Below are 23,265 nucleotides of genomic sequence, written 5' to 3'. Positions count from 1 at the left end.
ACCTGTTGGTAACTTACGAACAGACAGCCTGTTTGTAAATGTATCCCGAGGTAGGAGTTCTCTATGTCGACGATCGACATTAGTGCCGGAACCATCCATTACGAAGCAATCGGACCCGAAAGCGGCCGGCCGGTCGTTTTCGTGCACGGGTACATGATGGGCGGCCAGCTGTGGCGCCAGGTCAGCGAACGCCTGGCCGACCGCGGGCTGCGGTGCATCGCCCCGACGTGGCCGCTGGGCGCGCATCCGGAGCCGTTGCGCCGCGGCGCCGACCGGACCATCACCGGAGTCGCGGGGATGGTCGCCGAGGTGCTGACCGCGCTCGGCCTCGAGGACGTGGTGCTGGTGGGCAACGACACGGGCGGGGTCGTCACCCAACTCGTGGCCGTGCACCACCCCGAGCGGCTCGGCGCCCTGGTGCTCACGAGTTGCGATGCGTTCGAACACTTTCCGCCGCCGATCCTCAAGCCGGTGATCCTGGCGGCCAAGTCGAAGACGACGTTCCGGGCGGTTTCCCAGGCCATGCGAGTGCCGGCGGCGCGCAAGCGCGCGTTCGACGGGTTGGCGCACCGCAACATCGACGACCTCACCGAGGCGTGGGTGCGACCGGGGCTATCGGACCCCCGCATCGCCGAAGACTTGCGCCAGTTCACGCTGTCGATGCGCACGGAGGTGACGACGGGGGTGGCCGTCCGCCTGCCCGAGTTCGACAAGCCCACCCTCATCGCCTGGTCGGCCGACGACGTGTTCTTCGAGCAGGAGGACGGGGCCCGCCTGGCCGCCACCATCCCGAACGCCCGCCTCGAGGTCATCGGCGGCGCCAGGACCTTCTCGATGATCGACCAGCCGGACCGGCTCGCCGACCTGTTGTCGACGATCGCGGTGCGCACGTAACCGCCCGCCCCGCCGGCGGTAGCGTCTTGCGCATGTCAGATACGACGCCACCGCTGCGGGGCCGGCGGATCCTGGTCACCGGCGGAGCGACCGGCATCGGTGCGGCCGCCGTGGGAGCTCTCAGCGAGGCCGGCGCCGAGATCGCCGCCACCTATCACCAGACCCCGCCGCCGGACGGCGTCACGGCCAGCTGGCTGCAGTGCGACGTGCGCGACGCCGACGCCGTCTCGGCGATGGTGCGACAAGCCGCCGGGGGCCTGGGCGGACTCGACGTGTTGGTGAACGCCGCGGGGCTGTGGCAGGCCGGGATTCCCGGTTACATCGGCGTCGACGAGATCTCGTTCCTGTTGGACACCAACGTCAAGGCGACCATCCTCACCAATCAGGCCGCCTACGCCGTCATGAAAGACCAGGACCCCAAGGGGGGGCAGGATTATCAACTTCGGCTCGTCGGAAGCCGTGATGGGCAGCCCGATCTCGGCCGTCTACGCAGCCACCAAGGGTGCGGTCCAGGCGTGGACGCGGTCGGCCGCCAAAGCGTGGGCGGCGGACAAGGTCACCGTCAACGCGCTGGCGCCGGCGGTGCAGACGGCCGGCGCCGACCGGCTGCGCGAGTTCCTCGGCCCCGACGCGAGTGCGTTCATCGACCAGCAGATGCAGATGATGATTCCCTTGGGCGGGACGCTGGGGGATCCCGCGCGGGATCTCGGCCCGATGCTGGTCTTTCTGGCCGGGCCCGGTTCGGGATTCATTACCGGGCAGCTGCTGGCGGTCGATGGCGGCCTGATGATGGTGGGCGGATAACGAGACGGCGCTCGGCCGCCGCTACCATAAGACGGACCGTCTCGTCTCGCAGAAGGCTAGGCATAGTGAAGGTGACTTGAGACCGATGACTGAGGAAACGATTCAGGCGCTGCTGCAGAGGCGCTTGTCCGATCCGGGGGTTGCGGTCAAACACCGTGCCCTGCAGTGGAGTTGGAGTCAGTACCTGGCGGGTTCGGCGGCGCGCGCGGCGGCCCTGATATCCGCCGCCGACCGAGACCGGCCGATGCACGTGGGCGCCCTGCTGGGAAACAACCCGGAGATGCTGAGCCAGATGGCGGCGGCCGGCCTCGGCGGCTACGTCCTCTGCGGCCTGAACACCACCCGGCGCGGCGAGGCGCTCGCGGCCGACGTGCGGCGCGCCCATTGCCAGTTCCTCATCACCGACGCCGAACACCGCCCGCTGCTCGACGGCTTGGACCTCGAGGGAACGCAGATCCTCGACACCTCGACGCCGCAGTGGACCGAATTTGTCAAGGAAGCCGGCGAACTCGTGCCGCTCCGGCAAGTGACCGCGATGGACCCGTTCATGATGATCTTCACGTCGGGAACGAGCGGAAACCCCAAGGCGGTGCAGGTGTCACACCTGATGGCGACGTTCGCCGGCGTCAACTTGGTCCAGCGCTTCGCGCTCTGCGAGCAGGACACCTGCTACGTGTCGATGCCGCTGTTCCACTCCAACGCGGTCGTCGCGGGGTGGGCGCCCGCGGTGGTCTCCGGCGCCGCGATCGTGCCGGCGAAATTCTCGGCGAGCAGCTTCCTCGACGACGTCCGCCACTACGGCGCAACGTATATGAACTACGTGGGCAAGCCGCTCGCCTACATTCTGGCCACGCCAGAACGCGACGACGACGCCGACAACCCGCTGCGGGTCGCGTTCGGCAATGAGGCCAACGACAAGGACATCGAGGAGTTCGCGCGGCGCTTCGGCGTGCAGGTCGAGGACGGCTTCGGCTCCACCGAGAACGCGGTCATCGTGATCCGCGAACCCGGCACGCCGAAGGGCTCGATCGGCAAGGGGATCGACGGGGTGGCGATCTACAACAGCGACACCGTCACCGAGTGTGCGGTCGCCCGCTTCGACGCCGACGGCGCCCTGGTCAACGCCGACGACGCCGTGGGCGAGTTGGTCAACACGGCCGGCTCGGGTTTCTTCACCGGCTACTACAACGACCCGGACGCCAACGCCGAACGCATGCGCCACGGCATGTACTGGTCCGGCGACCTCGCCTACCGCGACTCCGACGGCTGGATATACCTGGCCGGCCGCACGGCCGACTGGATGCGGGTGGACGGGGAGAACCTCGCCGCCGCCCCGATCGAGCGGATCCTGTTGCGGCACAGTTCAATCAACCGAGTCGCGGTGTACGCCGTTCCCGACGAGCGCGTCGGCGACCAGGTGACGGCCGCGGTCGTACTCAACGAAGGGCACACCCTCGATGCCGATTCCTTTGAAGCGTTCCTCGACGCGCAGCCGGACCTGTCCCCCAAGGCCCGCCCGCGCTACGTCCGCATCGCCACCGACCTGCCCAGCACCGCCACCCACAAAGTGCTCAAGCGTCAACTGATCGCCGAAAGAACGGACATCGCGGCGGGGGAGGTGCTGTGGGAACGCCAACCACGCGGGACCGCCTATGCCGTCGCGACGCCTACCTCTGACTCCCCGACACCCGCCGGCGGATCTGGCCCTTCGACCGTCGCACCCGCCTGACCGGATCCCGCGTTGTGCCGGCGGCGATCTCGTCACGCAACTGCGCGATGTTGGAGATCTCCGCATACAAGCCGCGGATCGCGTAGTCCAGCACCGCCAACGAGAAGCGCTGGTCCGGGTCGTCGCTGATGCCGAGTTCACGCGACCGCTGCCGCGACCACAACGCCTCGTCCAGCCGCGCCCGGGTCGCCTCGAGGTGCCGGTCCAACGTGTCGACGATGTGTTCGGGGTCCTCGCCACGGGCGAGCCAGGTTCTGAGGATGACGGGGTGCTTGATGACGACCTGGTCCTCGCCCGGGAAGTGCTGCACCCACCGGCGTAGTGCGTCGAGCCCGGCATCGGTGGTCTCGTAGAGCGTGATCGCCCGCTTGCCGGATTGGGCGCCGATTTCGCTCACCATGCCGCGAGCCAACAAGCGGTTCAGCTCGCGCCGTACGTGACTGACCGACGGAGACCAGTAGAAGTGGCCCACCGACAACTCGGCGCGCATTTTGATCTCGCCGGCGGTGAGCTGCTCGTCATTGGCGGCCAGCACACCCAGCACGAGGTAGGCGGTTACCGGGAGGCCGTTGCTGGTGCGCCGGGGGCTCACGACTGGCCTACTTCTGGCCGGTGAAGTACGGCAGCATGACGTCGGGCCCGACGGCGTGGAACTGCACCCGCACGCGCATGCCGATCCGCAAATCCTCCGGGGCTACCCCGACGACGTTGGTCAACATCTGGTAGCCCTCGTCCAGCGTGACGATCGCAGGCGCGTAGGGCGGTTCGAATTCCGCAGTCACCGGACGGTGAACCACCGTCCAGCTGTAGATGTCGCCCTGTCCGGCGCTGCGCTCCCAACGCACCTGCGCCGAAAGGCATTGGCGGCAATGCTCGGTCGGCGGGAAGTTCGCCAGGCCGCAGGCCTCGCAGCGCTGATACCGCAATTCGCCGGACCGGCAGCCCTCCCAGAACGGAACGCTGAGGTGGCTACTCGCGTGGGGCACGGGGCCGGTTTGCGGGCGCAAAGCTTCGGAAGTCACAGCGGTTCGTCTCCCAGAATCAGCAGTGTGGTGAACAAGGCCCCCGCTCCCCCGTTGCTGCACAACGCGATGTGCGCGTCGGGAACCTGAAGCTCGCCCGCCTGGCCGCGTAGCTGCTGGACGGCGCGGACGGCCCGCTGCATCATCTGCGGATTGGAGCCCGCGTGGCTGAACGACATGGTTCCTCCATCGGTCGTGATGGGGTGGCTGCCGTCGATGGCGATGTGGCCGTCGGCGACGAACGGTCCGCCCTCGCCCTCGCCGCAGAACCCGAAAGCCTCGAGCTGGCGGATGATTTCGAAGGAGAACGGATCGTAGAGTTCCAGCACGTCGACATCGGCGGGCCGCAGCCCGGCGTGGTCGAACGCGCGCTCGGCCGCACGCCTGCCGACCACACCGTTTACATGTCGGTCGCGTCGCCCGGTGAGGTCCCACGCCGGCGGGTGCTGGTAGGACGGGCCGTGGAAGTCGGCGCCGCTGCCCAGCACGTAGATGGGTTGGCTTGCGCGATCGGTCTTTTCGACGTTGGCCACGACCAGTGCACATCCGCCTTCGGAGGTGGTGGCGCAGTCGAGGAGGTGAAACGGGTCGGCGATGGGCCGGGATGCGGTGATGTCGTCGGGCGCGAAGGGTCCGCGTCGGTAGTAGACGGCTTCGGGATTGCGCGATCCGTTGTTGCGGATGGTCGCGGCCACGATCGAGAGTTGTTCGCGCGTCGTGCCGTAGGTGTGCATGTGCCGGCGCGCGATGAGCGCGAACTCGGCGGTGGTGAACATGCCCCACGGCGCGACGAATTCGTTCTCGGGCCGGGTCCAGGGCGCCGTGGCCTCGTGGTCGCGGTACTCGCCGGCCTGGGCGGCCACCAGCACCACCACGTCCGCCATGCCGTGTTCGATGGCGGTGACAGCCTCGGTGATCATGCCGACGCCGAAGGCGAGGCCCTGCCAGGCCGGGCCGAGGCGGAGGTCGTAGATGAGCGCGGTGGACAGTGGCCCCGCGCTGATCCCGTCGACGTCTTCGAGGCGCAGGCACGCGTCGTCGAGTGCGCCACGGATGGCCGCCAGTGCCAGGCTGCGTGAGGTCTCGCCGTCCAGGCGGCGGCCCTGCCGGGTGTTGTGCACGCCGACAATCGCCGCGGTGCGTGTTGTGCCTGCCACTTCCGTGATCCTTCGCGTTAGTTTTCGTCCGCCACGACGCCGAGGTAGGTGCCGACGACGTCGTACGGTCGCCCGTCGCGGGTGATGGTCCCGATCGTCGTGGTTCGCGCGTCGGCGGGCGCCGCGCCGGCATCGACCACATCGATCCGCACGTCCACCGGACGCGCCGTCTGCGGGTCGGTGATCTCGACGACCATCGCCACCGCGCGCTCGTGTTCGTCCCATTCGACGCCGGTGATGCGGTGCCGGGCGGTCAGTTCCATCACCACCGAGTCCTCGCGCACCAAAAACCGCACCGGTGCACACAGTTCGCCGGGTCGGGGCGGCACGCAGAGGGTGACCGCCATGTCAGAGGCCCGCCGGCCGCGCGCTGATGGCCCCCGACTGCCGCAACGCGGACAACTCTTCTGCGCTCCGCCCCAGCAGGTCCGTCAGGACCTCGCCGGTGTGCTGGCCGTACAGGGGCGGCACCCGGCGGATCCAGCGCCGCGGCCGACCGAGGAACGCGAACGGCATTCCGGTGCACAGGAAAGAACCGGCGACCGGGTGGTCGACGGTTTCCCAAAAACCGCGCGCATGCAGGTGCGGGTCGCGCAGGAGGTCCGGGGCCGGCGTGACGCGCGCCGCGGCCACTCCGGCGCCGCGCAGCGCCTCGACCGCTTCGGCCACCGACCGGCCCGCCGTCCAGTCAGAGATCAGCTTGTCGATTTCGTCCGGGTGCTCCAGCCAGTCACCGGCGCGAAGATCCGGTTGCACCAGCAGCCTGGCCAGGGACGCGCGGGCGGCGTCGTCCACCGCGGCCAGCGCCACCCAGTCGTCCTCCCCCCGGCAGCGGTAAACCCCCTGGGGCCTGGCGCCGGGGCCTCGATTCCCGTTGCGGCGCATCTCAATTCCGTTACAGGAGTACTCCACCAGCATTTCGGCGGCCACGTTCAGCGCCGCCTCGACCATCGTCGATTCGACGTGCATCCCGGTTCCGTCGCGGTCGCGCACCACCAGTGCCGCCACGGCGGCGAAGGCCGCGTGCAGGCCCGCGATCGGGTCGCACACACCGCGGGGAATCACCGGAGGGCCGTCGGCGTGTCCGGTCATCCACGCCATGCCGGTGGCCTGCTCCATCGTCTGGGCGAAACCCACCCGGTCGCGCCACGGCCCGTCGAGACCGAATGCGGGCATCCGCACCATCACGGCGCGAGGGTTGGCCGCGCGCACGGCATCCCAGCCCAAACCGAAGTTCGTCATCACCCGGGGCGAGAAGTTCTCGACGACGAGATCACTTGCGGCGATGAGCTCCAGCGCGACGGCCCGTCCCGCGTCGGTGCTGAGCTCGACGCTGACGCCGCGCTTGTTGCTGTTGCTGCACAGGAAGACCGGACCCCACTCCCACCATTGGTCCCAGCTGGGTGGGCGCCCGGCGGAGAACCGCATCCCGTCGGGCCGGCGGACACCCTCGACTTTGATCACGTCGGCACCCAGGGCGCCCAGCAGTTGGGTGGCGACCGGCCCCGCCCAGAAGGCGGTGAAATCGGTGATCCGCGTGTCGGCCAGCGGGAGCGCGTCGTTGTCGGCCCCCGGGGGCGGGGCAGGCCGTGGCGGCCAGTGAACGCCGCCGTCGTTCGCACCGAGCAGCGGCGCCCGCCCGGGCGGCCTGGTCGCCATCGCGTCGCTGCGATATGGCACCCTGGGCCGCAACACGCCCGCATCGGACTCGGCGAACACGCCGCGCTGCACGAAATGGTCGATGGTGGGCAACATCTCGGGTGTGGCGATGGGGGCGACCGGGATTCGGAAAGCGACCGCGAGGTCGACGATCTCCTGCGTGGTGCGGGACTGGGTCCACTGCGTGACCATGCCGACGAACTCGTCGCGGCGGGCGACGCGGCCGTCGAACGACGCCAGCTCGGCGTCGTCGAGGAGATCGGCGCGATCGATCAGCACCAGGAAGTCCTGGAACTGCTGCGCGGTGATGGTGCAGAACCCGACCATGCCGTCGGCCGTGGGAACGATCGACGGCAGTTCCAAACTGCGCCGTCCCAGCAGGGAATCCGCGCCCAGCACGCTGGCCGACATGGCGGACAGGCCACCCATCGCGACCACCATCGCCTCGTACGTCGACACGTCGATCACCTCCCCGCGGCCACTACGCGCGGCATGCCGCGCGGTCGCCGCGGCGACCGCGGCCGCGAAGGTGCCCGCCAACCACTCACCGAGTTGACCGCCGGCCTGCACCGGCTCGTCCTCCGGCCAGCCGCGGCCGGCGGTCGAGCCACACAGGGCCTGCAGGATGAACTCGTTGGCGACCAATCGATCGTCGACGTAGGGGCCCGTCGTGCCGAACGGCGTCACGGCGACCACCACGGTCGAAGGGCCGGTAACCGAACCGATCTCGTCGAGGGCCCACCCGTCGGTCAGGTCGGTGAGCACGATGTCGGCGCCGGCCAGCAGCGCGGAGATCTCCGCCTGCCGGCTTTTGGTCACCGACTTCTTGCCCGCGGCCAGATAGCCGAACAGCGCGCCGGGTGGCCCGCCGGCCGACCGCGCGCGTAGGGAATCGCCTTCCGGCGATTCGATTTTCACCACCTCGGCGCCGGCGTCGGCGAACATCTTGCCGCAGTAGGACACCGCGATTCCGTTGGACAACTCCAGCACGCGCCAGCCCGCGAACGGCGCTCGGGGTGACACGTTCAGTTGCCCAGGGTGGTGGCCCGGAACCCGGCGGATCGCCGGGAAATATCAGAAGCTTCCGCCGTCACCTGCGCCTGCAGCGCGAACTGGGTCATCCGGGTCCACGCGTCGCGGTCACGCTGGCTCGCCTGGCGCCCCACATGCGTCACGACGTCGACGTCGGTCGCCTGGGCGCGCAGATACCCGGCGCGGGCGTGTTCCTTGGGGACGTGCCGGAACGGATCGAATGAGTAGGCGGCCATGGCGTTTTCGTGGGTGATCTTGTCGATCACCGAGTCGTCGAGATGCCCCATGGTCGCGATGACGTCCTCCGGCGCGAACGGCCAGTTGCTGTCGGAGTGGGGAAAGTCCGACTCCCAGCACAGCATGTCCTCGTTGAACCAGTCCATGTTGCGCACGCCGACCTTGTCGCTGATGAAGCACGTGTAGAAGTGCCGCTTGAACACGTCGGCCGGTCCGCTGTAACCGGGCGGGAACTTGGCCAGCGTCCACCCCGAGTGGCGGTTGTAGACGTGCTCGGCCCGCCACAGGAAGTACGGTATCCAGCCGACGTCACCCTCGGTGAGGGAGAACTTCAGCTGCGGGAAGTCGGCCCAGAACTCGGCCCAGATCAGCTCGGTGAAGGTGAACATGCTCATCATGGACGACGCCGTCATCTGCACACTGGGCGGGGCATCCGTCGACACCTGCGGAGAGCGCGATGCGGAGCCGACGTGCGTGCACAGCACCGTCTTGTTCTCACAGACCGCCTCGAATAGCGGATACCAGTATTTGGTGTGAATACTGGGCATTTGCAACGCCTCTGGATTCTCCGAGAACGTCACCGCGTGGCAGCCCTTCTTAGCGAGCCGGTCGACTTCCTTGGCCGCCTCGGCCACGTCGAACAGCGGCAGGATGCCGCAGGGAATGAAGCGGCCCGGGTAGGCCGCGCACCACTCGTCGACGTGCCAGTCGTTGTAGGCCTTGATCATCACCAGGTTGACCTCGCGGTCGGGACCCTGGTTGAGGACCTGCCCGGAGAACCCGGTGAAGTTGGGGAAGTTCAGGCCGGCCAGCTGACCGCCGGCGTTCATGTCGCGGATCCGCTCGTCGACGTTGAAGCACCCGGGCCGCATCTCGTCGTAGCGGGAGGCGTCGATGTTGTACATCTCCCGCGGCTTTCCCGCCACGGCGTTGAGGCCCATGTTTCGCCCGCGGACCTCGCCGTAATACCACTGCTGGATGCCGTCGGGTTCGATGACCACCCGGGGGGCACGGTCCTTGTATTTCGCGGGGACGTGCGCGTCGAACATGTCCGCGGGCTCGGCGATGTGATCGTCCACGCTGATCAGGATCAGATCGTCCTTGTTCATGCCGAACTCCTCGCCGCCGTAGTGACTAGTAGATAATGGCGCCGATCACAGTGTCAACCGCGCTCGCCAGTTCGCGGCCGCGGATAAAGGGTTGTATCGCAATATCGGGTCGTTGTCGGGGACGCTGTCGCTTTGCGCCCTGCCGTTGGCAAAGTAGCGACTAATAGTCGCTGCCGCGGGGTGTGCGGCTGGCCGCACTTTCGCGCGCGAGGATCAGTCGGCGGGCGCGTACCGCAGCATCGTGACGTCGTGTTCGGGGTAGTCGAAGAACACCGGCTTCACCCGCATCCCCACCCGCAGGTCGGCGGGGTCGACGTTGACCATCTCGGTGGAAAACCTTGGCCCCTCGTCCCATTCGACGATGGCCAGCAGCTGGGGCACGGCGTCGGCGAAGTGCGGGCTTACCGGCCGGCGCGCCACGGTGAAGGAATACAACGTTCCCATGCCGGAGATCTCTCGCCATTCCAGATCGTCCGCGAGCGTGCGCGGCGCCCGCACCCGTGGGTAGAACACGTAGCTTCCCAGCGAGGGCGAGTACTGAATGACGATCCGGTGCTGCGCCAGCGCGTCCCAAAACGGGGCACTGGTAGGGGTTTTGACCGGCATCGGGCGCTCGAAGGTGGCCATCTGCGATCAATCCCCCTCGAGAATCAGCGTGGTTTGTTCCGACAGGATTCCGCCGTTCCCGGACACGAAGGCGCGGTGACAGTCGGCCACCTGCGCCGCGCCCGCGCGGCCCATGATCTGGCGCGTGGCGTCACAGACGTGGTGCATGCCGCCGGCCAGCCCGGCCTGACCGAAGCCCAGCTGCCCGCCCGCGGTGTTGAGCGGGAAATCACCGCGGAAGGTGAGATCATGGCTGGCAACGAATTCCATGCCCTTGCCCTTCTGGCAGAAGCCCGCGTCCTCCAGCGACAGCAACACGGTGATGGTGTAGCAGTCGTAGATCGACACCATGTCCATCTGCTCGCGGCTCAGGTGGGTCATGGCGAACGCGGTGTCAGCGGCCTCCGCGATCGGGGTGTGCAGCAGGTCCTTGGCGTAGGTCGGAGTCTTGAACGGCACGTGTTCGCCGAATCCCTTGATCCACACCGGCCGATGGTGCGCGCGTCTGGCGAGATCCGCGTTGGCGACGACCACCGCGGCGCCCCCGACGCAGGGCATGACGATCTCCAGCATGTGCAGCGGGTCGGCGATCACCGGGCTGGCCAGGACGTCGTCGACCGTGAGCGGCTTGTCCTTCCAGATCGCGCCCTCGGTGTGGTTGGCGTTGAACCGCTGATCGACGACGATCTTGGCCATCGCCCGCTCGTCGTACCCGTAGACGGCCGCGTAGCGCTGGGCCACCTGCCCGTAGGGCCCGTTCTGGCCGAGATTGCCGTAGGGGATCTCGAATTCGGCCTGGGGAGACCCGTATTGGTTGCTCGACGAGCCGAAGAACATCGCGTCCACCAGCGGCCTGGGCTTCTTCTTTGACGAGGGGGTGATGTACCGGGCCGGCAGCGCACACAGGACCGCGTCGCAGATGCCCAGTTCGATCGCCGCGGCCGCCCGCCAGACCATGGCCGCCGCGCTGGCTCCGCCGAGGTCGACGTGCTCGGCGAATCTCGCTCCGACGCCGAGGTATTCGGCGATGGTGGAGGGCACGAAGATCTCCGACTCCGCCAGGTGCGACGCCACGATCCCGTCGACGACATCGCCGGACAGTCCGGCGTCCTCGAGCGCCGCTGCGGAGAGTTCCGCCCATTGTTCGATCGCGAACGGCGCGAGCGAGGCCTTGTTGAGCCGCTCGGGCGGCAACTCGACATAGCCGACAATCGCCGCTTCTCCGCGTAATCCCATGGGCCATCCTACTTTCGGGGGAGTCCGAGGATCATCTGCGCGATGATGTTCAGCTGGATCTCCCGGGTTCCGCCGCCGATCAGCTCGGCGGGCAGGTGCAGGTAGCCCTCCACGATATCGGGGTCGGCGTCGGCGACCATCGCCGCGCGTCCGGTCAACCGCAGCGTGGCCTCGAATGTCCTGCGCAGCAGCACGTTCATCGCCACCTTCGCGATGCTCGATGCCGGGCCCGACGCCTGGCCGTCGAGCAGCCGGATGGTCTCCCGTACACCCAGTGCCTTGATAGCGTTGGTGTACGCGTCGAGTTCCCCGAGCGCGCGCAGCGCGTCGTCGCGGTCGGGTCCCGGCTCGGCCGCCAGCCGGCGCAGCGCCGCCGCCCTGTCGAACTTCACGTAACCGCTGATGGCCGAACGCTCTTCGGCCATGGTGGCGATCGCGAGGTTCCATCCGTCGGTGGGGGCGCCCAGCAACATCTCGTCGGGGACGAAGACGTCGTTGAGGAACACCTCGTTGAAGTGCGCCTGCCCGGTGGCCGTTTTGATCGGCTGGATTTCGATCCCGGGCGACCGCATATCGAGGATGAAGTAACCGATGCCGCGATGCTTGCCGGCTTCGGGGTCGGTGCGCGCCAGCAGGGCGCCAAGGTCGGCGTACTGCGCCAACGACGTCCAGATCTTGTGGCCGTTGATCCGCCAACCGCCATCGACCTTGGCCGCCCGGGTGGCCAGCGACGCAAGGTCGGAGCCGGCACCCGGCTCACTGAACAGCTGGCACCAATGAATCTCGCCGCGTTGCGTAGGCGGAATCAGCTTCTCTTGCAGTTCTTTTGGTGCGGCAGCCAGTACCGAGGGCAGGATCCACTCGGCGATGTTCAGCGACGGCCGGACCAACCCGGGTCGCTTGGCGAACTCTTCGTCGATGATGAGCTGTTTGAGGGGACCCGCGTCGACGCCCCAGGGCGCCGGCCAGTGCGGCGCCATCAGGCCGGCATCGGCCATCAACGTGCGCTGGGGCCCGGAGGCCTGGTCCGGGTAGTCGCCGTGCGGTGCCGGCTGGTCGTTGCTCAATTGCATTGCCGCATCCAGCGTCTCGGCGACCCAGGAACGGAATTGCGATTCCGCGTCGCCGAGGTCGACCGACATGTCGCGTTGCTGGGTGCAGGTCAGCTGGCCCAGGCGGCGGGCCCAGCGATTCGCCGGGCCGATCGAGGCCGCGAGGCTGATCGCCCGCCGCCAGTACAGGTGCAGATCGTGCTCCCAGGTGAACCCGATGGCCCCGAACATGGTCAACGCGTCGAGGACGAGGTCGGGCACCGGTGAGATCGCGATCACCGCCGCACCGGCGGCGGCCATGCGGTGCTGGTCGATCGGTTCGTCGGCGGCGCGCACCGCGTCCCAGGCCGCCGCGGTAGCCAGCTCGCTGCTGACCAGCAGCATCGCGGCGTTGTGCTGCAACGCCTGGAAGGTACCGATCACCTTGCCGAACTGTTCGCGGATGCGCAGGTGCGCGGTCACCGCTTCGACGCACCACTGCACGATGCCGGCCATCGCGCTGGCCAGCAGGCCCAGCGTGACGCATTGCGCACGCTCGGGATCGATCCCGGTGAGTACCTGCGCGCCGGCCGCGCGGTAGTCGTCGAGCCGCAAGATGCCGGCGTCCGCGACCAGGTCGGTGCCGTTGACGGGCTCCGCTGTCGCCGTCGGGTTTTCGCTGTCGACAGCCACCCAGACCACGCCGTCGTCTTCCGCGCGGGCGGCGACGAGGACCGTTCGCGCCGCGCACACGCCCGCGGTCACCTCCGACGCCCCGGTGATCCGCCATCCCCCGCCGTCGGCACGCGCCCTGAAGTCACCGTCGTCGGGAAGCACGATGGCCGCGGTGACGCCGGCGGCGAGGTCGCGCAGCAGCGCTTCGGCGGCCGGTGTCGGATCGGCGAGCAAGGCGACGGCCCCCGTGGCGACCGTCGGCAGCAGCGGGCCGGGCAACAGCGCCTTGCCCGCCGCCTCCAGAACGCAGGCCGCGTCGATCAGCCGGCCGCCCTGGCCGCCCAGGCTTTCGGGCAAGTGCACGGCGTGAAAGCCGTTGCCGACGAGAGCATCCCACCATCCGAGGTGGCGCCCCGCCGCGAGGTCGTCGAAGCTGTCACGGGTGGCGGCGATGGGGGCGTGCCGGCCGGCGAACTGCCCGACGGCGTCGCAGAGCTCCTGCTGCTCCGGGCTCAGTCCCAGGGTCACGGTGACGGCCGAGAGGTGACTATGGTTGGCCGCACGGACTGATATCCTTCCGGGACTTACAAGACGGACCGTCTCGTCTTGTGGCAGACTACCGGGGGTAGTCAGGCTATGTAAAGCGGGCCACCGCGGCAGTGAGGATCACCATATGCCAAGCGATCTCACCCAGGTGAGCACGCCGAGGCGGCGAAGCGAGAAGTCGCGGACGGCGATCGTCACCGCCACGCGTGAGCTGCTTCTCGAGCGCGGCTTCGACGGTCTGACCATCGAAGCCGTCGCCGCCCGGGCCGGCGTGGGCAAGCAGACCATCTACCGGTGGTGGCCCAGCCGCCCGGCGCTGGTCGCCGACGTCATGCTCGAGGACGCCGATCAGCTGCTGGCGTCGGTATCCCATACCGGCGACTTGACCGCCGACCTGGTTCGCTGGGTGGGCAAGCTGGTGACCAGCCTGACGACCGCCCGCGGCGCCGCGATGTTGCGGACCCTGACCGTCGCCTGCATGGAACACGAGGACACCGCCGTCAGACTGCGCGCCGGATTCAGCGCGCCGCTGCACGAGAGCGTGCGGGCCCGGCTGCTCGCCGATGGCATCGGCGCCGCCACGGCCGAATCGGCTGCGGATGCGATCGTCGGCGGTGTGGTGTATCCGATCCTCTCCGGCGCCCACCCCTACTCGCGGCGACGAGCCGAGCGCACGACGCGGCTCATCGTCGAGGCGCTCAAGGGCTGATCACCTGATCGTGATCGCTGCCAGGCCCTGACTCACGCGGTCCGGTAGGGAGCCCCCGTGGCTGAGCCAGTCGTCGAGTGCGATCCGCACGGTCGCCATCGCCAGGGCGCCGATCAGGCGGGGCCGGGGATCCTGGGCCGCCAATCGCGACAGCCGCGGCGCGATCAGCTCAGCGATCGCCAGCTCGTAACGCACATAGATGTGCAGTGTCCACGCGTCCAATGTCTCGGAAGACCTTGTCAGGACCGCTAATTCGCGAATCTGGTCCTCGATGTCGGCGAATCCGCCGGCAAGCTCGGAGAAGGCGCCGATGACGGCGTCGGTGGCGGTCAGGCCTTCGGGCTGGGCGGCCAGGGCGGCGGTGATCCGGTTGAGCCAATGGACCGTCATGCCCTCGGCGACGGCGTCCTCCTTGGAGTTGAAGTAGCGGAAGAAGGTCGCCCGTCCGATGTCGGCCTCGTCGGCGATGCGTTCTACGGTTGTGCCCGCCAGGCCGCGATCGGCGACCAGCTGAGCCGCGGCGGCGGCGATGCGCTGACGCATGGCCGTTCGCTTGCGTTCGGCCAACGATGTCGTGGCAGCCATTCCCCCACCTTTTCCGCGAATCGACGCCTAGGTCGTAAGACATAGTCTTAGCATGAGACGATGTCTCACGATCCCGATTCGTCCGATCAGACGGCCCCGAAGGCGCCCGCCGCGTGGCAGTTCGTCCAGCAGATGCTTGCGGACATCACCAAGGTCGTGAGCGAGGACGCCGAATCCGAGCGGGAACTGCTCGAAGGCCTGCGGCTGATCGCCCGCGTCTCGTCCCTGTGTGCGCAGATGTCCGTCGAGGCGGACGCCGAGCGGCCCTCCTTCTTCGATATGTGTTCGGACAACCGCATGGTCGGCGGTCCCAATCCCGACGGCAACTACTACCTGGCGATGATTCGTGGGGACCGGAGGTACCGGATCAGCGGATCGCGGGGCACCAGCGCCTACCTCGGGCTGCAGATCCTGGCCGGGACGGGACTCACGCCGCGCCGCATGGCAGGGTACGTCAGCGACGTCGACTTGGCCTTGGACTCAGGCGAATTCGCGCTCGTGCTGTCGGCGGACGAACCGCCTGACCTCGCCGGTGCGCAATGGGTGAAGATTCCCGAAGACGCCTCGTCGGTGGTGGTCCGGGAGTACATCGGTGATCGGGCGCGCGAAGAGCTCGCCACGCTGCGGATCGAGGCGTTGGACCCCGTCCCGCCGGCGCCGCTGACGGACGGCGAGCTCGCCGATCAGTTCACCGCGATGGCGTGGTCACTGATGAAGCTCGCGACGTTGCACCGCACGATCAAGCCGGAACTGCTCGACATGCCCAACACGTTGCTGACCGCCGAGGCCGCCAACCTCGGCGCCGCCGACACCACCCCGGACAACCTGTACATGATCGGGACCTACCGGCTCGAACCGAACGAGGCCCTGGTCCTCGACATCGCTCCCCCCGACACCCGCTATTGGAACGTCACGCTGGAAAGCATCTGGCACGAGTGCCTGGAACCGCGCGCCCGGCACAGCTCGGTGACCAACCGCGGCGTCTCACCCGATGCGGACGGCCGGGTGCGAATCGCGATCTCCGCGAAGGACTTCGGAGTCGGCCACTGGCTCGACACCGGTGGCCGGCATCGCGGCTTCGTCGTCTTGCGCTGGCTGGACAACCCCAGCCCTCCCGACGTAGCAGTGACGGTGCGCCGATGTGAGGAGCCGGTATGACACTGAAGGACCGATTCGCCCCCGAACGGCTGATAGCCACCGCCTGCGAGGAAACCGGAAGCGATGACTTCGGCGCCGAGGGGTGGCGGCCGGGCCTGCACCGCCTCACCGACGGGCTGATCAACGAGGCGCGGCTGTCGGACATCGGCGTGGAGATCGCCCACCTCGACATCATGCGGGCCCTCAAGAATCGCCTTGGCGTGATCGCCTGGCGCAAGCAGCATCCGGAGATCGCGACGAAACCGGTTGCAGCGCCGATATTCATCGTCGGTCAGCCCCGTACGGGAACCACGATCCTTTACGACCTGCTCGCCCAGGACCCTGCGCTGCGCGCCCCATTGACCTGGGAGGTCGACGAACCCTGCCCGGTTCCGCAGCCGGAGACCTATCACGACGATCCGCGCATCGCGCAGGCGCAGGCCGCCATCGACATGTCCGAGCAGATCATGCCGGGCTTTCTGGCGTTTCATCCGATGGGCGCCCTCGTCGGCCAGGAGTGTGTGCGCATCACGGCCGCAGAGTTCGTCAGCATGATCTTTTCGGTGCAGTACCGCCTACCGAGTTACTACCGTTGGCTGCTCTACGAGGCGGACCACGCGGGCGCCTACCGCTTTCACCGAATCTTTCTGCAGCACTTGCAATCCGGCGTTCCCGGACAGTGGTTGCTGAAGTCCCCGGCGCATTTGTGGCAGCTCGACACGCTGCTGGCCGAGTACCCCGACGCGTTGATCGTGCAGACCCATCGCGACCCGCTCAACGTCATCTCGTCGATCGCCGCGCTGACCCACCACCTGCGCCGGATGTGCAGCGACGAGTCCAGCATCGCCGAGTGCGCCGCGCAGTCCTACGAGGAGATCGTCGTCGGGCTGGAGCGTGAGATGGCCCTGCGCGACAGCGGTGCGGTGCCGGCGGACCGCGTGATCGACGTGCAGTACGCCGACTTCATCAACGACCCGTGGACCACGATCAAGGACATCTATCAGCGGCTCGATCGCGAGCTGCGCCCCGATGCCGAGCAAGAGATGCGTGACTTCCTTGCCGCCCACCCCGGTGACGGCGGGCGCGGCCGCTACACCTGGTCGGACACCGGCCTCGAGGCCGGCGAGGTGCGCGAGCGGGTACGCGCCTACCAGGACCGCTACGCGGTGCCGACCGAAAAGCTACGGTGAGCCGGACAGCGTCGAACACCGTTGCGACGCTTGGGGTCTCCAACCGAGTAGGATCGCCGCAAAGCGACGGGAGCTGCCATGGACGAAGACTGTCTGAAGCTCACCACTTACCTGGCCGAGCGTCGGCGGACCGACCAAGGCTTCGTGTCCGATGTGCTGCTCGATCTCTATGCCCGGCATCGCATCGCCTGTGGCGTGGTGCTGCGCGGCATCGGCGGCTTCGGTTCCGGGCGCCACCTGAGGACCGACGAGTCGCTGACGTTGTCCGAGGACCCGCCCGTCGCGATCATCGCCGTCGACACCAGGACGAAGATCGAGGCCCTGCTCGACCCGGTGCTCGCCGTCAAGCAGCGCGGCCTGGTCACCTTGGAGCGGGCGCGGCTGCTACGCGACGACGGAGCACTCCTGGAGCCGCTGCAGCTCCCCGACGAATTGCGCGAAGCCGTCAAGCTGACCGTCTACGTCGGCCGCAAGGAACGCGTCAACGGCGCCCCCGCCTACGTCGCCATCTGCGATGTGCTGCATCGGCGCCGGATAGCCGGCGCGTCGGTGCTGCTGGGGGTCGACGGCGTCACCGACGGGCAGCGGCACCGTGCGCGCTTCTTCGGCCGTAACGCGAACGTGCCGATGATGATCGTGGCCGTCGGATCCGGCGAGCGCATCGCAGCGGTGCTGCCGGAGCTGATGGGGCTGCTCCGACAACCCATGGTCACGCTGGAGCGGGTCCGCGTGTGCAAACGCGACGGCGAACTCCTGGAACGGCCGCACGCCCTCCCGGGGGTCGACGAACGCGGTCTGCCACTGTTCCAGAAGTTGACGATCTACACGTCCGAGTCGGCTTTACGCGGCGGGGTGCCGATTCACCGGGCGATCGTGCAGCGGCTTCGTCAACGCGAAGCGCCCGACGGCGCGACGGTGGTGCGGGGCATCTGGGGCTACCACGGCGACCATCAACCGCACGGTGACAGGTTCCTCTCGCTACGCCGGCGCGTCCCCGTGGTGACCATCGTCATCGACACCCCGGCCAACATCGCCGAATCCTTTGACGTGATCGACGAATTGACCCGCGACGACGGGCTGGTGACGAGCGAGATGGTGCCCGCGGTGGTGTCGGACGAACGTGACGCCGGCGACGGCCCGCCCCGGATGGCCGACCACCGCTACTAGGTCAGCCGGCGACCGACGCGTCGTAGATCGACTGGATCGCCTCGTCCAGCGTGGCGTTGAACTGCTCGTCGGTTTGGTCGGCGGTCAGCCCCTCGGTCAGCGCGCGGCTGAAGCTGGCGATCAGCCCGTGGTTCTTCGCCAGCAGCTCGTTGGCCTCCTCGCGCGAGTAACCGCCGGAGAGGGCGACCACTCGCATCACCTTCGGGTGCTCGATCAGGGGGAGGTAGAAGTTGGCCTCGGTCGGCAGGCTCAGCTTGAGCATGACGCGCTGCCCGTCGGGCACGTTCTCGAGTTGCTTGGTGATCTCGTCGCGCAGGATGCCCTCGGCCTCGGCCTTGTCCGCGATCGAGATGGTGACCTCGGGCTCGATGATGGGCACCAGGCCGTGCGAGAGCACCTGATGGGCGAGCTCGAACTGCTGGGCGACCACGGCTGCGATGCCCTTGGCGTTGGCGCCGCCGATCACCGACCGTTCCTTGGTACCGAAGACGCCCTTGCTCACGGCGCGCTCCAGGAGTCCGTCCAGTCCCGGGATCGGCTTCATCAGCTGGACGTCGTCGGACGCCTCGGCCAGGCCCTTGTCGATCTTGAGGATGGGCACCACGCCCTTGGTCTCCCACAGATAGGTGGTGGACGGGGTGCCCTCGATCTCGCGGTCCATGGTCTGCTCGAACAGGATCGCGGCCAGGATGCGGTCACCGGTGAACGCCGGGGCGGTGATGATCCGCGAACGCATCTGGTGGATGAGGTCGAACATCTCCTCTTCGGAGGAATACGCGTCGTCCTGGATGCCGTAGAGGCGCAGCGCCTTGGGCGTCGAGCCGCCGCTCTGGTCGAGCGCCGCGATGAACCCCTTCCCCGACGTCATCCGCTCCGCTTGCTTCTCGTTCGGCATGGAAGTTCTCCACTCCTTCGTGGTCGGCGTATGGTCACGGCGCCTGCGGCGCCCAGCACCCTGCGCTAATCGTGCCGATCATATTCGGCCGATCAGAGCCCGGGGAGGCAGGTCGTTACAGCTCGGCTTGGTCTGCCCGCGCGGAGGCGGGTCTGACGCGCCACAGCGCCATGCGATCAAGGAGCCCGTCGCGCAGCACGAGCGTGTGAAAGAGCACCGCGCACATGTGCGCGGTGAACGTCAGAAACAGCAGCAACGCGAAGGCGCCGTGGCACTCGCGCAGCACCGCGAACACGTCGATGCTGTGCGGCGCGATGCCGGGCAGTCGCAGCGGCCCTACCAGCGTGACCGGAAACCGCGCCGCCGACAGCATGGCCCAGCCGGTGAGGGGCTGCACCAGCAGCAGCGCGTAGAGCAGGTATTCCGACCACGTCGCGATGCGCCGTTCGGCGCGGCTCATCGTGGACAGAAACGGGGGCGGCCGGTGCCTGACCCGATTTGCCAGCCGCACCACGGCGAACACCAGGATCAGCACGCCCAGCGGGCGATGGATGGCCAGCAGCAGCGGGTAGTAGCTCAGCGCCGCGACCATGGTGACGCCGATGAGCAGTTGGGCGATGACCATCGGCGCCATCAGCCAGTGCAGCAGGCGGGACGGGAGCGCGAACCGGGCCGTGGCGTTGACGTCGCTCACCGAAGCACCCGGGAAACGTCGACTGCGCTGGGCGTCTTGGGTTCTTCCGCGCGGCGGGTGAATGAGCGGGCGTAGACGGCCGATCGCGCGGCGAGCAGCGGGTCGTCGGAGGCGGTGATGCCGTCCGGCAGCACCAGCGGGTCGAAGTTGATATCGCGGGCGTTGCCGGGCGCCTCGGTCTGCACCGCCGTGACGGTGATGGTGCCGGCGTCAATGGTGCGGCGCGATCGCGGCCAGGGTTTCGTGGCGTCGTGGGTCGGATCACCCGGCTCCCCCACCGTGAGCACCAGCCGCCAATTGAGTGGTCGCTGCGCGAGCGCGAGGATGAGGTCGTCGAAAAGGTAGTCCTTGCCGGCCGGTGACGCCGGCGCGCCCGCCGCTTCCTGCGGAACGGCGCCCCAGCGCACCGGAACGGTTGCCCCGGCGCCGTTGGTGAACCGAAACGCGTTCAGGCCGTAAAACGCGCTGTCGGCGAACCCCACGCTGGGCGGGGCCTGCTTGATGATCTTCATCGCCGCGACCGTCTCGGGGTGACGGTCGAGGAAGGCGGCCATCTTCTCGGGGTCGGCCTTGCCCGTCCCGGCCACCGGTTTGGAAGCGAGCAGCCGGTCGTAGAAGCCCTGCGGCGTGCTGTCCGGGAAGACGGGGATGTTGACCATCGCGGTGCGCCATTGCTGGCCGTCGGGGCCCTGGAAGAGCAAGCCGAGTCCGCGCACCGTGGTGGGCGCGTCCGCCTGGTCCGGGAGGCCACCCGACAGGGAGAACCGGCCGATCACCGGCACCATCCCCGCCCGGAAGACTGCGGCCCGGCAGATCGCCGCCCCCGCCCCGGTGCTCGTAAATGTTCCGACCGCGCTGAGCCCCTTGGCGTGATTGCGGCGAAAGCCGTCGTGGCGTCCGTAGACGTGTTCGAAGCGGTCGGCGAACCGGGGCGGCGTCAGAGCACCGGGTCGCAGCCAGCCGCCCGCGTAGGCGAAGCCCCCGACATCGACCGCGGCGATGCCGGCCACCGCTCCCATGCCCAGCAAAGCGCGCCGTCGTGTCACTGCGTCGGTACCGGCACCGGAGGGCTCGACATCGGCCCGCGGGTCGTCCTGCTCGCCACCGCGATCACCGGGCTCCACGCCGACCGTCCTTCCGCGTTTGTGCAGGCCAGGTGGCCCGGGCTGGACACGAATCCGGTACAGGCCATTCACGCATGGGCCAATGCCATGCGCAACTTCTGCGGGGGGCGTCGCACACACTCACAGGACGTCGCGCCGGGGCCATTCGTTCACTCGTTTTGGGTGTGGTTCGCCGCGTGTCATACCATCGAATAAACAACTTGCGGCTGCATCTGTAGCTAGAGCGCAGATCGACGGAGTGTCTCTCCTCCGAAGGGCAAGCGCTTTCCGTGGGGTTGAACAAGCAGCCCCCGGTGTTGGCAGTGGCTGTTTTAGAGCTACCGGTGTCCCACCAGGGACCGAATGTGAGTGATAGACCATGGGCGAACTAACCGGCGATCCAATCGATCCGACCGCTTTCTCAGTAGGAAAACAGCAGGTAGACGAGGCGGTCGTGCTGACCGTCTCGGGTGAAGTGGACATGCTCAGCTCGCCGCATCTGGCCGAGGCCATCCAGACCGCGATGGCGACCAAACCCGCCGCGCTGATCGTTGACCTGTCGAAAGTGGACTTCTTGGCGTCAGCCGGGATGACCGTCCTGGTGACGGCGCAGGCGGAGACCGAGCCGCCGACAAAATTCGCTGTCGTCGCCAACGGCTCGGCGACGAGCAGACCGATCAAACTGATGGGAATCGACAGCGTGCTCGCGCTCTACAGCTCGCTTGACGACGCACTGAGCGGCATTGCTGGTGGGTGAACCTCGAGATGGGGGCACAACTGGGAACGATGGGGCGCTCTGATCCTCAACCGCATGACGTGTCGAACATCGATGACCGATTCCGCTTCGCGCGGAATCGGGTCGCCGCCGACCCGCGTAGCGCTGCTCGGGCCCGAGCCGAATTCGGGGTCTGGCTCGAAACGCATTTCAGTCTCAGTTCCGACCGGTTCAGCGACGTCCTGCTGGCGGTAAACGAAGCCATCGCCAACGCCGCGGAATTCGCCTATTGCGAGACCTCCCAGCGCGGGACGCTTGACGTGAGCGCGGGCTATCACCGGCAGGCCGACACCTTGTCCGTCACCGTCGACGATCGCGGCCGTTGGCGTCAGCAAATGCCGCCCCAGTACCAGCAGCAACTCCGCGGACGCGGCATCCCGTTGATGGAGACACTCGCCGACGAGGTGACCATCGACCGCACCCCGCGCGGCACCCGCGTCACCTTGACCTGGACCGATCTGACACAACGCCAGGGTGCTTGAACCCGCGCCACCCGGTGCGTCCGATGTGCTTGGTTCGCAATGGAATTCGTTGTTATGGGGAACCGACCCCGTAACATCTGCGTCATGGAACCGAGTCGCCGGTGGGGCGACGACCGCGCGATCCTCGACGACGAGGAGGCCCGCAGGCGGATCCTGGACGCCGCGGGCCGCTGCATCGCGCATCGCGGCAACACTCAGTTCCGGATGGGTGAGGTGGCCGACGAGGCAGGGGTGTCACGGTCCACGGTCTACCGGTACTTCCCCGGCCGCGACGACGTCCTGCTGGGCCTGATCCTGAAGCGGGTCGACCGTGCGCTCGGCGAATTGGTCCGGTCGCTGGGCGCCCCCGACGATCCGGTGCGGTCGGTGCCCGAGATGGTGCTGGCCCGCGTCGAGTCGGTGGACGGCGATCCACTGAACGAGGCACTGTTCGCCGCCGAGAGCACCGCCGTGGCGACGGCCCTCGAGAAGGGTTCGGAGCCCATCGTGGAGACGCTGTTGCGGCACTACCAACCGCTGCTGGATCGGTGGCAGTCGGCCGGCCGTCTGCACGCCGATCTCGACCCGCGGTCGGTCGTGCAATGGCTGCACGCGACGACGCTGTTCCTCCTGGCGCCCTCTTGGCGGTACCGCCCGGTCGCCGACAAACGCGAGTTCGTCGAGCAATTCGTGGTGCGGGCCCTGGTACCGGAGATCAGACAATAACTACGTATTGTCTGATATCGCGACCTTCGAGTATTTTTGACTGACCCCGTGCCGCGACGTCCGAACGGCTCGCGGTGCGGGTGACA

Annotated in this window: 22 protein-coding genes and 1 pseudogene; 10 read left to right on the top strand and 13 right to left on the bottom strand. The window is 67.9% G+C overall.

Annotation, left to right across the window (positions count from 1 at the left end):
• Positions 1-63: 63 nt before the first annotated feature.
• From A5758_RS06505 to fadD1, 3 genes and pseudogenes are all read left to right on the top strand, one after another.
• Positions 64-894, top strand: a complete 831-nt coding sequence (locus A5758_RS06505) for an alpha/beta fold hydrolase (protein ID WP_067737928.1) — start codon at positions 64-66, stop codon at positions 892-894.
• 32 nt (positions 895-926) lie between these two features.
• Positions 927-1,698 (top strand): annotated as a pseudogene (locus tag A5758_RS06500) (SDR family NAD(P)-dependent oxidoreductase).
• Between the two features lie 85 nt (positions 1,699-1,783).
• The gene (fadD1, locus tag A5758_RS06495) at positions 1,784-3,427 is read left to right on the top strand and encodes a fatty-acid--CoA ligase FadD1 (protein ID WP_067737925.1); all 1,644 of its coding nucleotides are present in this window, start codon (positions 1,784-1,786) and stop codon (positions 3,425-3,427) included.
• Here the strand turns inward: fadD1 and A5758_RS06490 are convergent.
• The 9 genes from A5758_RS06490 to A5758_RS06450 all read right to left on the bottom strand — a co-directional run bounded on the left by A5758_RS06490 (position 3,366) and on the right by A5758_RS06450 (position 13,719).
• Positions 3,366-4,019 carry a PadR family transcriptional regulator gene (locus A5758_RS06490; protein WP_067209939.1) on the bottom strand — a complete coding sequence of 218 codons (654 nt, stop codon included), beginning with the start codon at positions 4,017-4,019 and terminating at the stop codon, positions 3,366-3,368. The two genes, fadD1 and A5758_RS06490, sit on opposite strands and share 62 nt — an antisense overlap.
• Before the next feature lie 7 nt (positions 4,020-4,026).
• A complete protein-coding gene (locus A5758_RS06485; protein ID WP_067737923.1) occupies positions 4,027-4,449 on the bottom strand; it encodes a Zn-ribbon domain-containing OB-fold protein in 423 nt (140 codons plus the stop codon).
• Positions 4,446-5,606: a thiolase family protein gene (locus A5758_RS06480; RefSeq protein WP_067737921.1), complete on the bottom strand. Its 1,161-nt coding sequence runs from the start codon at positions 5,604-5,606 to the stop codon at positions 4,446-4,448. The genes A5758_RS06485 and A5758_RS06480 overlap by 4 nt, the downstream gene beginning before the upstream one ends.
• Positions 5,607-5,623: 17 nt before the next feature.
• Positions 5,624-5,953 (bottom strand): hypothetical protein, encoded by a 330-nt coding sequence (locus tag A5758_RS06475; protein ID WP_067209927.1) that lies wholly within the window; start codon positions 5,951-5,953, stop codon positions 5,624-5,626.
• Between the two features lies 1 nt (position 5,954).
• On the bottom strand, positions 5,955-8,288 hold the full coding sequence (locus A5758_RS06470; protein ID WP_067737919.1) for a CoA transferase: 2,334 nt from the start codon (positions 8,286-8,288) through the stop codon (positions 5,955-5,957).
• A gap of 2 nt (positions 8,289-8,290) precedes the next feature.
• Entirely contained in the window at positions 8,291-9,643 is a 1,353-nt protein-coding gene (locus A5758_RS06465) for an amidohydrolase family protein (RefSeq protein ID WP_067737916.1), read from the bottom strand.
• Between the two features lie 213 nt (positions 9,644-9,856).
• A complete protein-coding gene (locus tag A5758_RS06460) occupies positions 9,857-10,270 on the bottom strand; it encodes a Zn-ribbon domain-containing OB-fold protein (protein WP_067737913.1) in 414 nt (137 codons plus the stop codon).
• Positions 10,271-10,276: 6 nt separating this feature from the next.
• Complete coding sequence (locus A5758_RS06455) at positions 10,277-11,485, bottom strand: thiolase family protein (RefSeq protein ID WP_067737909.1); 1,209 nt, start codon at positions 11,483-11,485, stop codon at positions 10,277-10,279.
• Between the two features lie 8 nt (positions 11,486-11,493).
• Positions 11,494-13,719 carry an acyl-CoA dehydrogenase gene (locus A5758_RS06450; protein WP_067737906.1) on the bottom strand — a complete coding sequence of 742 codons (2,226 nt, stop codon included), beginning with the start codon at positions 13,717-13,719 and terminating at the stop codon, positions 11,494-11,496.
• Positions 13,720-13,864: 145 nt separating this feature from the next.
• Between A5758_RS06450 and A5758_RS06445 the strand changes: the two genes are divergently transcribed.
• The gene (locus A5758_RS06445) at positions 13,865-14,446 is read left to right on the top strand and encodes a TetR/AcrR family transcriptional regulator (protein ID WP_067737903.1); all 582 of its coding nucleotides are present in this window, start codon (positions 13,865-13,867) and stop codon (positions 14,444-14,446) included.
• Here A5758_RS06445 and A5758_RS06440 read toward each other — a convergent pair whose 3' ends face one another.
• Positions 14,447-15,031: a TetR family transcriptional regulator gene (locus A5758_RS06440; RefSeq protein WP_067209899.1), complete on the bottom strand. Its 585-nt coding sequence runs from the start codon at positions 15,029-15,031 to the stop codon at positions 14,447-14,449.
• 60 nt (positions 15,032-15,091) lie between these two features.
• Between A5758_RS06440 and A5758_RS06435 the strand changes: the two genes are divergently transcribed.
• The 3 genes from A5758_RS06435 (at position 15,092) to A5758_RS06425 (ending at position 18,525) form a co-directional block, all read left to right on the top strand.
• On the top strand, positions 15,092-16,189 hold the full coding sequence (locus A5758_RS06435) for a DUF1214 domain-containing protein (RefSeq protein ID WP_067737899.1): 1,098 nt from the start codon (positions 15,092-15,094) through the stop codon (positions 16,187-16,189).
• Complete coding sequence (locus A5758_RS06430; RefSeq protein ID WP_067737896.1) at positions 16,186-17,358, top strand: sulfotransferase; 1,173 nt, start codon at positions 16,186-16,188, stop codon at positions 17,356-17,358. The genes A5758_RS06435 and A5758_RS06430 overlap by 4 nt, the downstream gene beginning before the upstream one ends.
• A 78-nt stretch (positions 17,359-17,436) precedes the next feature.
• Positions 17,437-18,525: a DUF190 domain-containing protein gene (locus A5758_RS06425; protein WP_067209888.1), complete on the top strand. Its 1,089-nt coding sequence runs from the start codon at positions 17,437-17,439 to the stop codon at positions 18,523-18,525.
• Between the two features lies 1 nt (position 18,526).
• Here the strand turns inward: A5758_RS06425 and A5758_RS06420 are convergent, their stop codons facing one another.
• The 3 genes from A5758_RS06420 to A5758_RS06410 form a co-directional block, all read right to left on the bottom strand.
• The gene (locus A5758_RS06420) at positions 18,527-19,420 is read right to left on the bottom strand and encodes a fructose bisphosphate aldolase (protein WP_067737893.1); all 894 of its coding nucleotides are present in this window, start codon (positions 19,418-19,420) and stop codon (positions 18,527-18,529) included.
• Between the two features lie 115 nt (positions 19,421-19,535).
• Positions 19,536-20,114 (bottom strand): cytochrome b, encoded by a 579-nt coding sequence (locus tag A5758_RS06415; protein ID WP_067737890.1) that lies wholly within the window; start codon positions 20,112-20,114, stop codon positions 19,536-19,538.
• Complete coding sequence (locus A5758_RS06410; protein WP_304441248.1) at positions 20,111-21,238, bottom strand: catalase family peroxidase; 1,128 nt, start codon at positions 21,236-21,238, stop codon at positions 20,111-20,113. The genes A5758_RS06415 and A5758_RS06410 overlap by 4 nt, the downstream gene beginning before the upstream one ends.
• Positions 21,239-21,596: 358 nt before the next feature.
• On the opposite strand from A5758_RS06410, the gene A5758_RS06405 reads away from it, so the two are divergent.
• The 3 genes from A5758_RS06405 (at position 21,597) to A5758_RS06395 (ending at position 23,179) form a co-directional block, all read left to right on the top strand.
• Positions 21,597-21,974, top strand: coding sequence for an STAS domain-containing protein (locus tag A5758_RS06405; protein WP_067209877.1), 378 nt, complete (start codon positions 21,597-21,599; stop codon positions 21,972-21,974).
• A gap of 59 nt (positions 21,975-22,033) precedes the next feature.
• Complete coding sequence (locus A5758_RS06400) at positions 22,034-22,474, top strand: ATP-binding protein (RefSeq protein ID WP_082939603.1); 441 nt, start codon at positions 22,034-22,036, stop codon at positions 22,472-22,474.
• Positions 22,475-22,558: 84 nt separating this feature from the next.
• On the top strand, positions 22,559-23,179 hold the full coding sequence (locus A5758_RS06395; protein WP_067737887.1) for a TetR/AcrR family transcriptional regulator: 621 nt from the start codon (positions 22,559-22,561) through the stop codon (positions 23,177-23,179).
• Positions 23,180-23,265 lie beyond the last annotated feature (86 nt).

Source organism: Mycobacterium sp. 852014-50255_SCH5639931 (assembly GCF_001665605.1).
Lineage (GTDB): Bacteria > Actinomycetota > Actinomycetes > Mycobacteriales > Mycobacteriaceae > Mycobacterium > Mycobacterium paraffinicum.
The sequence above is the reverse complement of the archived record's forward strand: the minus strand, read 5'-3'. Positions and strand labels throughout refer to the sequence as shown.

What these genes read in the sequence shown, in the direction of transcription:
- A5758_RS06475 (WP_067209927.1), bottom strand. Translation starts at nt 5,953, where the DNA reads ATGGCGGTCACCCTCTGCGTGCCGCCCCGACCCGGCGAACTGTGTGCA.
- A5758_RS06405 (WP_067209877.1), top strand. Translation starts at nt 21,597, where the DNA reads ATGGGCGAACTAACCGGCGATCCAATCGATCCGACCGCTTTCTCAGTA.
- A5758_RS06420 (WP_067737893.1), bottom strand. Translation starts at nt 19,420, where the DNA reads ATGCCGAACGAGAAGCAAGCGGAGCGGATGACGTCGGGGAAGGGGTTC.
- A5758_RS06395 (WP_067737887.1), top strand. Translation starts at nt 22,559, where the DNA reads ATGGAACCGAGTCGCCGGTGGGGCGACGACCGCGCGATCCTCGACGAC.
- A5758_RS06505 (WP_067737928.1), top strand. Translation starts at nt 64, where the DNA reads ATGTCGACGATCGACATTAGTGCCGGAACCATCCATTACGAAGCAATC.
- A5758_RS06445 (WP_067737903.1), top strand. Translation starts at nt 13,865, where the DNA reads ATGCCAAGCGATCTCACCCAGGTGAGCACGCCGAGGCGGCGAAGCGAG.
- fadD1 (WP_067737925.1), top strand. Translation starts at nt 1,784, where the DNA reads ATGACTGAGGAAACGATTCAGGCGCTGCTGCAGAGGCGCTTGTCCGAT.
- A5758_RS06440 (WP_067209899.1), bottom strand. Translation starts at nt 15,031, where the DNA reads ATGGCTGCCACGACATCGTTGGCCGAACGCAAGCGAACGGCCATGCGT.
- A5758_RS06460 (WP_067737913.1), bottom strand. Translation starts at nt 10,270, where the DNA reads ATGGCCACCTTCGAGCGCCCGATGCCGGTCAAAACCCCTACCAGTGCC.
- A5758_RS06455 (WP_067737909.1), bottom strand. Translation starts at nt 11,485, where the DNA reads ATGGGATTACGCGGAGAAGCGGCGATTGTCGGCTATGTCGAGTTGCCG.
- A5758_RS06435 (WP_067737899.1), top strand. Translation starts at nt 15,092, where the DNA reads ATGTCTCACGATCCCGATTCGTCCGATCAGACGGCCCCGAAGGCGCCC.
- A5758_RS06465 (WP_067737916.1), bottom strand. Translation starts at nt 9,643, where the DNA reads ATGAACAAGGACGATCTGATCCTGATCAGCGTGGACGATCACATCGCC.
- A5758_RS06430 (WP_067737896.1), top strand. Translation starts at nt 16,186, where the DNA reads ATGACACTGAAGGACCGATTCGCCCCCGAACGGCTGATAGCCACCGCC.
- A5758_RS06425 (WP_067209888.1), top strand. Translation starts at nt 17,437, where the DNA reads ATGGACGAAGACTGTCTGAAGCTCACCACTTACCTGGCCGAGCGTCGG.